This window comes from Pseudonocardia pini (assembly GCF_013870575.1).
Classification (GTDB): Bacteria; Actinomycetota; Actinomycetes; order Mycobacteriales; family Pseudonocardiaceae; genus Pseudonocardia; species Pseudonocardia pini.
On record NZ_JACBXB010000079.1, the window covers coordinates 1 to 12284 of the forward strand.

The following is a 12284-nucleotide window of genomic DNA, read 5'->3' on the forward strand; positions in this document are numbered from 1 at the left end:
CTGAGCTGGGGATCGGGCGGGTCGACCGGCTTATCCGTCCGCACCGCGGCACCGCCGGAGTCGAGGTCGCCCTGTCCCGCCATCCGCGTCCCCGCTCCCCACGCCCGTCCGTTCCGTGACCCGGACCCATCCTGCGGGGCCCGGCCACGTGCCTCCACTAGCGCTTCTGCCAGTGAGCCGACGGTGTCGAGCCGGAGCCGGCGGCGGGGGGTGCGCGGGTGGCGCTCGCCGACGTGTCCGACGAGGCGGTCGCGGCCGCCGCCACCGCGTCGGGCGACGGCGCCGTCTCCGTCGCCGGGGACGTCCGGTCCGTCGAGGACACCACGCGCAGGTGGCCACCGCCGTCCGCCACTCTCCCCGGTCTCGTCGTTCACGACGGGCGCCTACGTCCCGGTCGACGGCGGCCACCTCGCGTGGTAGCGACCCGCGGGTCCTCACTGGGCCGTGTAGCCGCCGTCCACGACGATCTCGGCGCCGGTCACGTACCGGGCGTCGTCCGAGGCCAGGTAGAGCGCGGCCTAGGCGATGTCGTTCGGCTCGCCGACCTGCCCCATCGGGATGCCGTCGAGCAGGACCTTGAACGCCTCGGGGTTCTTCGCCTCGACGGGCGCGACGATGTCCGTGCCGATGATGCCGGGGCAGACGGCGTTGCACCGGATGCCGTCCCGCGCGGTCTCGAGCGCGACGACCTTCGTCAGGCTCCGGATCCCGCCCTTGCTCGACCCGTAGGGCGAGCTGTACCGCATCCCGACCACGCCGCTGATCGACGCGATGTTCACGATCGCCCCGCCGTGCCCGCCACGCTTGAACTCGCGGACGGCGTGCTTGCAGCCGAGCCACGCGCCGGTGAGGTTCGTGTCGACGACCGCGCGGTACGTCTCGAGGCTCATCTCCTCGATCGGGTCGCGGCGGGTGATCCCGGCGTTGTTGACCAGGATGTCGACCGAGCCGAAGGCCGCTCGGGCCGCGTCGAACGTCGCGATCCACGCGTCCTCGGACGTGACGTCCTGCTGGGCGGTCTCCACGCGGGCACCGGCCGGGAACTCCCCGGCCCGCTCCTTCACCTCCGGCGAGACGTCCGTCAGGAGGATCGACGCGCCCTGCTCGGCGAACAGGCGAGCCGTGGCGAAGCCCAGCCCCGCGGGGGACGCGCCGCCCGTCACGATCGCCACCCTGCCGGCGAGCCGGCCCGTCGTCTCAGCCACTGACGTCCTCCCAGACCCGCTTGCCGCCGTCCTGGCCGACCCGGCCCCAGCGGAGACCGCGGAAGTGCCCGCCCGCGACCGGGAGCCTCTCGTCCCAGAGGCGCTTGCGGTAGTGGTCGACGGCGGCGTTGGCGCGGTCGTGGTCGGTGTGGCTGATGAAGTTCCACGAACCGAGCGCGTTGTCCTCGATGAACTCGGGCTCGGCGTGCACCAGGTCACCCACCATGAGGCCCTTCTCCCCCGCCGAGCGCAGCTCCAGGACGACCTGCCCGGGCGTGTGCCCGCTCCCGTCGAGCGCGACCACGCCGGGCACCAGCTCGACCTCGTCCGCGCCGGTGAAGAACTCGATCTGGTTCACGATCGGCTTCAACCGGTGCGCCGGGGCGTCGTTCTCCGGGTGGCAGAAGGTCGCGGAGAGCTCCAGCTTCTCGATGCTCTTCTCGACGTCCGCCGGGGAGAAGGAGAAGTCGGGCCCGAGGAACCAGTCCCAGTCACGCCGGTCGACGTGGTAGGTCGCGTGGGGGAAGGTCGGCTTGCCGTCGACGCTGGCCCAGCCGATGTGGTCGAAGTGCAGGTGGGTGAAGACCACGTCGGTGACGTCGGCGCGCGTCAACCCGGTCGCCGCGAACGCCGCGCGGAAGGCGCCGCCCGCGAACGGGTACTTGGGCTGCGGCCCCGAGCCGCCGTCGACGACGATCACCCGGTCCCCGGCCCGGACCAGGTACCCGCCCAGCGTGTTCAGGTGCAGGCACTCGTGGAACACCGGCTCGAGCAGCTCGGTGTAGGGCTCCCAGTCGGTTTCCTTGAGGTTGGGGTAGAACGCCGTGCCGGGCACGACCGCCTCCCCGTCGACCAACGAGGTGATCTCGATGTCGCCGATGCGCATCGTTGCGCTCCTGTCGTCGTGATGGTCGTCGTGATGGTCGTCGTGCAGGTCTGTCACCCGGTGCGGAGCTCGGGGAACTGGTCGTCGCGGTACTCGGCGAGGGTCGTGGTCCCGGCTGCGGCCTGCTCCTCGCGGCCGCGCAGGTCGACTCGGCGGATCTTGCCGGAGATGGTCTTGGGCAGGTCGTAGAACTCGATCCGCCGGACCCGCTGGTAGGGGGCCAGGTTCTCGCGGGCGTGTTTGAGGATCTCGAACGCCGTGCTCTCCGACGGCTCGTACCCGGCGGCGAGTGCGATGTAGGCCTTGGGCACGGCGAGGCGCAGCTCGTCCGGTGCCGGGACGACGGCGGCCTCGGCCACCGCGGGGTGCTCGATGAGCACGGACTCCAGCTCGAACGGGGAGATCTTGTAGTCCGACGCCTTGAACACGTCGTCGGTCCGTCCGATGTAGAAGATGTAGCCGTCGGGGTCGCGGGAGGCGACGTCGCCGGTGTGGTAGTAGCCCCCGGCCATGGCCTCGGCGTTGCGGTCGGGGTCGCCCTGGTAGCCGGTCATCAGCGACATCGGCCGCCGCGACAGGTCCACGCAGATCTCGCCCTCGTCGGCGGGCTCGCCGGTGACGGGGTCGACCAGCACGATCGGCACCCCGGGCAGCGGCAGCCCCATCGAGCCGGGCTTGACCGCCATCCCGGGCACGTTCCCGATGGCCAGCGGCAGCTCGGTCTGGCCGAACCCGTCCCGGATGGTCAGCCCCCAGGCCTTGTACACCTGGTCCATCACCTCGGGGTTGAGCGGCTCCCCGGCCGAGAGCAACTGACGCAGCTCACCCGGCCCGCCGGACAGGTCGGCCTTGATCAGCATCCGCCACACCGTGGGCGGGGCGCAGAAGGTGTTCACCCCGGCCCGGCGGATCTGCCCGAGCAGGGCCGCGGCGTCGAAGCGTGAGTAGTTGTAGATGAAGATCGTGGCCTCGGCGATCCACGGCGCGAAGAAGCACGACCACGCGTGCTTGGCCCACCCGGGTGAGGAGATGTTGAGGTGGGTGTCGCCGGGCTTGGCCGCCACCCAGAACGAGGTGGCCAGGTGCCCGACGGGGTAGGACACCTGGGTGTGTTCGACCAGCTTGGGCCGCGACGTGGTGCCGGAGGTGAAGTACAGCAGCTGCGGGTCCCCGGGGGCGGTGCCCGGGTGCTCGGCGGGCGGCACGTCGAGGTCGTGGGCGGCCCGGTAGTCCACCCAGCCGTCGACGGCCGCGCCGACGACGAACCGGCCGTAGTCCCCGGCCACGGTGTCGAACTTGGCGGTGTCGGCGGTGTTGACCAGCACGTGCCTGGCGCCGCCGCGTTCGATCCGGTCGACCAGCTCGGCGGGGCCCAGCGCGGTGGTGGTCGGCAGGATGACCGCGCCGAGCTTCATCACCGCGAGCATGGCCTCCCACAGCTCGACCTGGTTGTTCAGCATCAACAGCACCCGGTCGCCGCGGGCGACGCCGTGCGCGGCCAGATGGGCCGCGGCCTGGTCGGAGCGCTCCGCCATCTCGGCGAAGCTGTACTTCGCCTCCGCCCCGTCCTCCTCCACGATCCACAAGGCGGTGCGGTCGTTGCCGCGGGCGATGGCGTCGAACCAGTCGACCGCCCAGTTGAAGCGGTCCCCGAAGTCCGGCCAGGCGAACTCGGCGACGGCCTTCCCATAGTCCTGGGCCAGGTCCTGCAGCAGGTCCCGGGCGGACCGGTAGACCTCGGTGACGGTCACGGGTTGCGCTCCTCCGTCGTCGCGCGGACCCGCCCCGCGAGTCCCTCCAGTACGGCGATGGCCTCCTCGACCAGCGCGGGGACGAACTCGGCCACGTGGATCAGGTCGGTGATCGCGCCGCTGACGTTGCCCGCGGGGAGGATGCCTGCCTCCATCTCGCCGTCGCGCTGGCCGCGGATCAGCCGATCGTCCTTCCACGCCGTGAGCGCCGCGACGTCGAGGGTCTCCTCCAGCACCGCCAGCTCGGCGAGCGCGGGGGTGTTCAGCGCTCGGGACGGGCCGTAGACCGCGGCGAACACGACGTCGTCCCCCTCGGCGGTGTCGATGATCTTCTGGGCGTAGGCGGGGTGCCAGTCGGTGTTGTCGTGGCTGGCGACGAAGCGGGTGCCGAGCGCGACGGCGTCGGCGCCCAGTGCCAGCGCGGCGGCCACCCCGGCACCGTCGTGGATCCCGCCTGCGAGCACGACCGGCACGTCCACCGCCGCACACACGCTGGGCCCGAGGACCATCGTGTGCACCGGACGGGAGTGGGTGTGCCCGCCCGCCTCGTAGCCGGAGGCGACGATCACGTCGACCCCGTCGGCCTGCGCCCGGACGGCCTGTCGGGTACCGCCGACCTTGTGCGCGTGGATCAGCCCGCTGCCGGCGATCAGGTCGCGGACCACCCCCGGCGCGCCCGCCGACGTCGTGATCATCCGGAGCCTGCGCGCGATCTCCGGGTCCCGCACGGCGTCGACGACGGCACCGACGTAGGCCGCGCTGAACGGGAGCACCGTGCCCGTCGAGTCCTTGCCGACGGGCACGTTCACGGCGAACGGCCTGTCGGTCAGCGCGCAGCACTCCTCGATGTATCCGCGGAGCACTTTCGGCCCGTCGGGGTCCGTCATCCCGGGCATGCTCACCGTGCCGAGGCCGCCCGCCTCGGAGACCGCCGCCGCGAGCCGGACCGTCTTGTACGGCCCGAGGCCCTCCTGCACGATCGGGTACCGGATGCCCAGCAGGTCGGCGAACCGGCTCGAGAACGTCCGGGTCACGTCGTCACCGCGGTGAGCGCGCCGAAGGTGGTGACGCCGTCCGCGTCCCGCACGACCAGCCCCTCCAGCTTCGCCTTCATGGCCGCGCCCATCTTGCTGCGCTTGGCGGGGGTCCGCGGCACGGCATCGACCAGCACGTACAGCCGCGGCCGCTTCCAGCGCTCGAAGGTCGCGACGCAGTGCGCGTCGAGCAGGTCGCGCACCTCCTCCTCGGACATCGTCCGTCCGATCTGGACGAATGCCGCCGGTACCTCGCCGAACCGGTCGTGCGGCACACCGACACAGCCCGCGTCGACGACGTCCGGGTGCGCCTGCAGCACGGCGTCCACCTCGAGCAGCGACAGCTTCTCGCCGCCCGGCTTGATGATGTCGTCCGTGCGGCCGCGGATGAACCACCAGCCGTCCGGGTCGCGGTAGGCGCGGTCGCGGGTGTGCAGGAAGCCCTCGCCGTCGAACGCCTCGGCCGTCCGCTCGGGGTCGCGGAAGTAGCCGGGGGTGACGACGTCTCCGGAGATGCAGACCTCCCCCTCGACGTCGTTGCCCTCGATGATCTCGTGGGTGAAGGGGTCCTTGAGCACGGCCGTGCAGAAGCCCTTGCTGGGCTTGCCGGAGGAGCCGATCGGGATCTCCGTCTCGTCGCCGTAGTACAGCGACGGGCCGAGCACGCAGACCGGCATCGCCTCGGTGAGGCCGTACATGTTGCCGACCTGGGCGCCCTTGGCCAGCAGGGCGTCCCGGACGTCGGTGGGGACCGGCTCGCCCGCGACGTAGGTACGCAGGCCACTCAGGTCGATCTCGGACCAGCGGGGGTGCCGCATGAGGTCCCGCATCATCGTGGGGATGATCCAGTACATCCAGTTCGGCCTGCGCTCCAGGAAGATCGAGACCACCCGGTCGACGTCCCAGCCGTCGCTCCACAGGATCGTCCCGCCCGCCATGACCATCCGGATCGAGTCGTGGATGCCGCCGCTGTGGTACATCCCGACCAGCGACAGGTTGCGCGAGCCGGAGTTCACGCCGCCCAGGAACACCGCGCCCCACGCGGAGTTCTGCAGCGTGCCGTGGGTGAACGTGACCCCTTTCGACGCGCCCGACGTGCCCGAGGTGAAGTTCACGGCCGCCACGTCGTCCGCGTTGCGGGGCGTGATCCGGAGCTCGTCGGAGGCCTCCGCGACGAGCTCGTCGAGCCGGGCGAAGCCGTGGTCCCCCGTCGTGACCAGCACGGTCTCCACACCGGACTCGGCGATCAGCCGCCTGCCGAGCTCGACGTGCTCCGGGGCGACGATCGCCACCTTCGCGCCGCAGTGCCGGGCGTCGGCCAGCGGCTTCTCCGGGTTGAGCTTGTAGTTCAGGCCGGAGAACACCGCACCGAGCCGCAGCGACGCGTAGAACGCGGCGACGTGCAGGTGGTGGTCCGGCATCGCCGAGACCACGACGTCGTCCTCGCCGACCCCGTGGGCCGCGAGCACGTTGCCGATCCTGCTCGCCAGCGCACGCAGCTCCCGATAGGACACGGTGGTCCCGTCGGCGTCGACGACGGCGGGCTTGTCCGGGTACTCCCACACGCTCCGCTCGAGCCACCAGCTGAGGTTCATCGGGCTGCGCTCCCTTCGTTGGGCACTGCACGCACGGGACTACGGGACCGGAGGGCTACCTGCCCTGCCAGACGGGCTTGCGCTTCTCCTTGAAGGCGCGCGGGCCCTCCTGGCCGTCCTCGGACAGGTAGACCCGGTCGTAGATCCGGTCACCCGCATCGAGCGCCGCCGTCCACCCCATCTCCGCCGACGCGTACACCAGCGCCTTGGCCGCCTGCACCGACAGCGGGGCGTTGCCCGCGATCGTGGAGGCGAGCTTCTGGGCCTCGGCGACCAGGTCCTCCGCCGGGACCACCTTGTTCACCAGGCCGAGCTCGTAGGCGCGCTGGGCGGAGATGGGATCACCGGTCATCAGCATCTCCATGGCGACGCGCGGGGGCATCAGCCAGGCCAGCGGCGCGGCCCACGGGGACCCGCGGCCGACCTTCGACTCGGTGATCGCGAACCGCGCGTGGTCCGCGGCGACGACGAGGTCGACCTGCTGGGCCAGCAGGAAGCCGCCCGCGTAGGCCAGCCCGTTGACCGCGGCGATGACCGGCTTGTCCACCTTGAGCGTGCGGCCCAGGTAGACCATGTGGTCGCGCGGCGGGATCCTCAGGGAGGTGTCGGCCATCTCCTTGAGGTCGCCGCCCGCGCAGAAGGCCTTGTCCCCGGCGCCGGTCAGCACCGCGACGGCGGCGTTCTCGTCCGCGTTGAAGCGGACGAACGCGGCCCGGACGCCCTCGCGGGTGGCCTTGTTCAGCGCGTTGCGCGCCTCCGGACGGTTGAGCGTGATCCACGCGACCTGGTCGCGGACCTCGTACAGCACCTCGTCAGCCACTGACTTCTCTCCTAGATCCGGAGGACGCCGCCGGGCGTCCGGATGATCGGCGCGTTCAGCGAGGCCGAGAGCGCCATGCCGAGCGTGTTGCGGGTGTCGGTCGGGTCGATGAGACCGTCGTCGCGGAGCTCGGAGGTCAGGTAGAAGGGGCTCGCGGTGCGCTCGAAGTACTCACCCACCTCGGCCTGGATCTGCTCCAGCTCACCCTCACCGGGCTCGCGGCCCTGCCGCTTCAGGCTGGCCACCCGGACCTGGGTCAGGGTCTTCACCGCCTGGTCGGCTCCCATGGTGGCGGACCGGGAGTTGGGCCAGGAGAACAGGAACCGCGGGCCCCAGGCCCGCCCGGCCATCGCGTAGTTGCCTGCGCCCTGCGAGGAGTGGACCAGTACCGAGATCTTCGGGACGGTCACGTTGGCCTGCACCATGAGCATCTTGGCGCCGTCCTTGGTGATGCCGCGGCGCTCGTACTCCTTGCCGACCATGAAACCGGTGACGTTGTGCAGGAAGACCAACGGCACCCGGTCGCGGTCGCAGAGCTGCATGAACTGGCTGGCCTTGTTCGCGGCCTCGCTGAACAGCACGCCGTTGTTGCCGAGGACCCCGACCTTGATGCCCCAGATGTAGGCCCAGCCGGTGACGAGCGTGTCCCCGAAGTCCGGCTTGAACTCGTGGAACATGCTGCCGTCGACCACGCGGGCGATGACCTCGCGCATGTCGAACTGCTTCTTGATGTCGTCCGGGATGATCCCGTACAGCTCGGCCGGGTCGTAGTAGGGCTCCTCGGGCACCCGCAGGTCCACCCGGGCCTTCTCCGACGGGGCCCACGTCCCGACGACGTCGCGGGCCAGCGCGATGGCCTCCTCCTCGGTGTCGACGGCGTAGTCGGCCGTCCCCGAGACGGAGGTGTGCATGTCGGCGCCGCCCAGCTCGTCGGCGGTGACGTCCTCGCCGGTGGCCGCCTTGACCAGGGGCGGGCCGGCCAGGAACACGTGGCCGGTGCCGCGCACCATGATCGACTGGTCGCACAGCGTCGGCAGGTAGGCCCCGCCCGCCGTGCAGTTGCCCAGCACCACCGCGACCTGCGGGATGCCCGCCCCCGAGAGCAGGCACTGGTTGTGGAAGGTGTGGCCGCCGAGGGCGTAGATCTCGTCCTGCAGCGGGAGGAACGCGCCGCCGGAGTCGATCAGGTGCACCACCGGCAGCCGGTTCTCCAGCGCGATGTCCAGCGCACGCACGGTCTTCTTGACCGACAGCGGGTACCACGACCCGCCCTTCAGCGAGCTGTCCCCGGCGACGACCATGACCTCGCGGCCGTTGACGATCCCGACCCCGGTCACGACCAGGCCCTGCGGCGCGTCGCCGTCGTAGGCCTGCGACGCGGCGAGCGGCGACAGCTCGAGGAACGGGGTGCCGGGGTCGAGCAGGAGCGCCAGCCGCGCCCGGACCGTGAGCTTGTTCTGCTCCGCCAGCCGGTCCAGGGCGCGCTGCGGGCGCTGCTCCCGCGCCACGTACAGCGCGTCGAGCAGCTGCTTGCGGAGCCCGAGGTTGTGCTCCCGGTTGGTGCGGTAGGAGTCCGAGCTCGTGTCGACCTGCGAGACGATGCGCCTCATTCCGCCTCCTCGCTCACCAGGACCACCAACGGCGCGCCCTGCCCGAAGCTCTCGCCCACGGCGGACGGCACCCGCTCCACCACACCCGCGCGGGGGGCCTTGATCTCGGTCTGCATCTTCATGCTCTCGATCACCGCGAGGGTCTGGCCCTCGGTGACCTCGTCACCCTCGGCCACGGACAGCGAGACCAGGACACCCGGCATCGGGGCCGTCGCCGAGTCCGCCCCCTGTCCTTCCCGCAGCGACTCCTCGACCGGGTTGACCACGTCGAGCGCCCAGGCCCGGCCGAAGGCGTGGACGAACACGGTGTCCCGGTCCACGACGACCCAGACCTTCTCCCGCCGCCCGTCGATGGTCAGCTCGGTGGCGCCGCCGTCGGGCCTGGTCCGGGTCTCGAAGGCGACCCCGTCGATCCAGACGGTGGCCCGGTCGCCGGTGCGGGCGAGCCGGACCTCCCGCGGCTCGGTCAGGCTGATCTGCAGGCTCATGGCCGCCACTCCCCCACGCGCGAGTGGGCATCGGGTACGTCGAACCGCCGGTCGAAGCGCGGGCTGTGCAGCGCGGCGGCCGCGATCAGCACCCGCTCGGTCTCCGCGTCCGCCACCGTCGGCGTGGTCAGCGCGGGGTGCTCGTCGAGGAAGCCGGTGTGGGTGTCCCCCGCGGCGAAGTCCGGGTGTTCGACGACGTCGGCGAGGAACGCCGTGTTGGTGGTGGTCCCGAGCAGGACGGTGTCCCGCAGGGCCGTCGAGAGGCGCTCGATCGCGTCGGTGCGGGTCGGCCCGAACCCGACGACCTTGGCGATCATCGGGTCGAAGGAGGCCGTGACCTCGTCTCCCTGCAGGACACCGTGGTCCACCCGGATCCCCGGGCCCGACGGGAAGCGGACGAGCCGCAGCGGCCCGATCGCCGGGACGAACCCCGCGGTCGCGTCCTCCGCGTAGACCCGGGCCTCGATGGCGCTGCCCGAGATCCGCACCTCGTCCTGGGTCAACGAGAGCTTCTCCCCCGCCGCGACGCGGATCTGCTCCGCGACGATGTCCACCCCCGTGACCAGCTCGGTGACCGGGTGCTCGACCTGCAGGCGGGTGTTCATCTCCAGGAAGAAGCCGTTGCCGTCGGGGTCCATCACCATCTCGACCGTGCCCGCGGAGGTGTAGCCGACCTTGCGCGCCAACGACACCGCGGCCGCGCCGAGCTCCTCGCGCAGCTCCGGCGTGACGAACGGCGAGGGGGCCTCCTCGACCACCTTCTGGTAGCGGCGCTGGATGGAGCACTCGCGCTCGCCGAGGTGGATCACGGTGCCGTGGGAGTCCGCCAGGACCTGGATCTCGATGTGCCGCGGCCGGTCGACGTAGCGCTCCAGGAAGACCCGGCCGTCGCCGAAGCTCGCCACGGCCTCGGCGCTGGACCTCTCGAACGCCTCGCGGCACTCCTCGGGACTGCGCGCGATGCGCATGCCCTTCCCGCCGCCGCCCGCGCTCGCCTTCAGCAGCACCGGATAGCCGATGCGCTCGGCCTCCCGCAGGGCCTCGGCGGTGTCGGACAGGGCGTCCTCGGAGCCGGGGAGCGTGGGTACGCCGGCGATGACGGCCAGCCGCTTCGACTCGATCTTGTCGCCCATCGCGCGGATGGCGTCCGGCGGCGGGCCGATGAACGTCACGCCCGCGGCGGCGACGGCCTCGGCGAACGCCGCCCGCTCGGACAGGAACCCGAACCCGGGATGGACGGCCTCGGCGCCGGTCGCGACGCACGCGGCCACGATCTGCTCGGCGTCGAGGTAGGCCGCCACCGGTGTGGACCCGGTCAGCTCCACTGCCTCGTCCGCGTCGCGCACGTGCCGGGACCGCGCGTCGACGGCGTGGTACACCGCGACGGAGCGGATCCCCAGCTCGCGCAGCGTCCGCATGATCCGGACGGCGATCTCGCCGCGGTTCGCGACGAGGACCTTGCCGGGCAGGCTCATGCCGGCCCCTCCTCGGGGATCGTGGCGGGGATCGTGACGGGCAGGGTGAGCAGCATGGCGGCGTAGGACTTGCCCTGCGGGTCGTAGCGAAGCGTCGACGTGCCGCCGGTGCCGCCGAGCACCTCGTCGAGCACGATGTTGAGGCCGCCGAGACCCGGGACCGACCATCGCCGGACCCCGACGGGGTTCAGGTGCGCGAAGTGCGCGGCGACCCGCTCCGCCGTGACCTGGCTGCGGATCACCTCCGCGAACTCGGGGCGCCGCGCGAGGACCCCGATGTTGGCCAGGTTGCCCTTGTCGCCACTGCGCGCGACCGCGATCTCGACGAGCGGCACCGTCCGGCCCTCCGTCGGAGCGGGGCTCTCCGGCAGAAGCGGGGTGGAGGTCACGGCGTCGGGCGAGCCCGGTGCGATCTCGACGTCGATCGTCCGCTCCGTGGCGTCCGAGTCGCCGATCAGCACGTGGACCGGTGTCTCCGCCTTCTCCACCAGCAGGTGGTGCACCGCGATCGACGGGGCCACCCGCGGGCGACCCGCGAACACACCCGTCATCCCCTGCGCGACCAGCGCGAACGGGGCGAACTCCTGGGCGAAGATCTCCAGCGCCGCCTTCTCGGCGTGCTTGACCCCGATCTTCACGACGGCCTCGGTGCCCGGCCCCGCGGGGCCCGCCACGTCACCCAGGCCGACGACCTCGATCGACGAGTCGGTGAGCGGCGCGAACCCGGCGGCCTCGAGCAGCCGCTCGGTCCGCTGGATGAGCGCCTCGGCCATCCGTCGGGCCTTGCCCGCCGCACCCACGCCGGCGAACAGCGCCGTGGTGAGGGCCCGGTAGCCCTCGACGCTCGTGGCCGTGACCTTGTAGGTGGTCGTCGGCACGCTCCCGCGGGCGCCCTGGACCCGCACGCGGTCCTCGCCCTCCTGGGTGAGGGTGACGTCCCGCCAGTCGCACACGACGTCCGGCAGCAGGTAGGCGCCGGGGTCGCCGATCTCGTAGACCAGCTGCTCGCCGACGGTGGCCGGGGTGACCAGGCCCCCCGTCCCGCGGGGCTTCGTGATCACCGCCGTGCCGTCCGCCCGCACCTCGGCGACCGGGTAGCCCATCCGCTCCCAGCCGGGCACGGACTCCCAGTCCGTGGTGTTCCCGCCGGTGACCTGGGGTCCACACTCGACCAGGTGCCCGACGAGGGAGCCCGCGGAGAGCAGGTCGTACTCGTCGTCCTTCCAGCCGAACTCGTGCATCAGCGGTCCGAGGACCACCGCCGCGTCGACGCAGCGGCCCGTGATCACGACGTCCGCACCTGCGGCCAGTGCCGCCGCGACCGGGCGGGCGCCGAGGTAGGCGTTCATCGACCCGGGCCTCGCGGGCAGCGTCGCCCCGGTGACCATGTCCTTCCCCTCGGTCGGCTGCTCGGCCCGGG

General features: G+C 71.9%; 9 protein-coding genes and 1 pseudogene. All 10 read right to left on the reverse strand.

Features of this window, described 5'->3' with window-relative positions; translation table 11 throughout:
* Positions 1 to 434: 434 nt before the first annotated feature.
* A pseudogene (locus H5J29_RS07635) lies at positions 435 to 1205 on the reverse strand (SDR family NAD(P)-dependent oxidoreductase).
* Complete coding sequence (locus H5J29_RS07640) at positions 1198 to 2091, reverse strand: MBL fold metallo-hydrolase (RefSeq protein WP_181780211.1); 894 nt, start codon at positions 2089 to 2091, stop codon at positions 1198 to 1200. Before H5J29_RS07640 ends, H5J29_RS07635 begins: the two are co-directional and overlap by 8 nt.
* 53 nt (positions 2092 to 2144) lie before the next feature.
* The gene (locus tag H5J29_RS07645; protein WP_181780212.1) at positions 2145 to 3842 is read right to left on the reverse strand and encodes an AMP-binding protein; all 1698 of its coding nucleotides are present in this window, start codon (positions 3840 to 3842) and stop codon (positions 2145 to 2147) included.
* A complete protein-coding gene (locus H5J29_RS07650; RefSeq protein WP_181780213.1) occupies positions 3839 to 4876 on the reverse strand; it encodes an NAD(P)H-dependent flavin oxidoreductase in 1038 nt (345 codons plus the stop codon). The genes H5J29_RS07645 and H5J29_RS07650 overlap by 4 nt, the downstream gene beginning before the upstream one ends.
* A complete protein-coding gene (locus H5J29_RS07655) occupies positions 4873 to 6471 on the reverse strand; it encodes a class I adenylate-forming enzyme family protein (RefSeq protein ID WP_181780214.1) in 1599 nt (532 codons plus the stop codon). Before H5J29_RS07655 ends, H5J29_RS07650 begins: the two co-directional genes overlap by 4 nt.
* Positions 6472 to 6526: 55 nt before the next feature.
* Positions 6527 to 7291 carry an enoyl-CoA hydratase/isomerase family protein gene (locus H5J29_RS07660; RefSeq protein WP_181780215.1) on the reverse strand — a complete coding sequence of 255 codons (765 nt, stop codon included), beginning with the start codon at positions 7289 to 7291 and terminating at the stop codon, positions 6527 to 6529.
* Positions 7292 to 7302: 11 nt separating this feature from the next.
* Positions 7303 to 8901: an acyl-CoA carboxylase subunit beta gene (locus H5J29_RS07665; protein WP_181780216.1), complete on the reverse strand. Its 1599-nt coding sequence runs from the start codon at positions 8899 to 8901 to the stop codon at positions 7303 to 7305.
* Positions 8898 to 9389, reverse strand: a complete 492-nt coding sequence (locus H5J29_RS07670; protein ID WP_181780217.1) for an acyl-CoA carboxylase biotin carboxyl carrier protein subunit — start codon at positions 9387 to 9389, stop codon at positions 8898 to 8900. The genes H5J29_RS07665 and H5J29_RS07670 overlap by 4 nt, the downstream gene beginning before the upstream one ends.
* Positions 9386 to 10864 (reverse strand): acetyl-CoA carboxylase biotin carboxylase subunit, encoded by a 1479-nt coding sequence (locus H5J29_RS07675; protein ID WP_181780218.1) that lies wholly within the window; start codon positions 10862 to 10864, stop codon positions 9386 to 9388. The genes H5J29_RS07670 and H5J29_RS07675 overlap by 4 nt, the downstream gene beginning before the upstream one ends.
* Positions 10861 to 12284: acyclic terpene utilization AtuA family protein (locus H5J29_RS07680; protein ID WP_181780219.1), on the reverse strand; the 1424-nt coding region annotated here is incomplete at its 5' end. The genes H5J29_RS07680 and H5J29_RS07675, both read right to left, overlap by 4 nt.

Bases quoted from the DNA above. Each gene is read 5' to 3' on its own strand.
- H5J29_RS07665 (WP_181780216.1), bottom strand. From the start codon at position 8,901: ATGAGGCGCATCGTCTCGCAGGTCGACACGAGCTCGGACTCCTACCGC.
- H5J29_RS07640 (WP_181780211.1), bottom strand. From the start codon at position 2,091: ATGCGCATCGGCGACATCGAGATCACCTCGTTGGTCGACGGGGAGGCG.
- H5J29_RS07655 (WP_181780214.1), bottom strand. From the start codon at position 6,471: ATGAACCTCAGCTGGTGGCTCGAGCGGAGCGTGTGGGAGTACCCGGAC.
- H5J29_RS07670 (WP_181780217.1), bottom strand. From the start codon at position 9,389: ATGAGCCTGCAGATCAGCCTGACCGAGCCGCGGGAGGTCCGGCTCGCC.
- H5J29_RS07675 (WP_181780218.1), bottom strand. From the start codon at position 10,864: ATGAGCCTGCCCGGCAAGGTCCTCGTCGCGAACCGCGGCGAGATCGCC.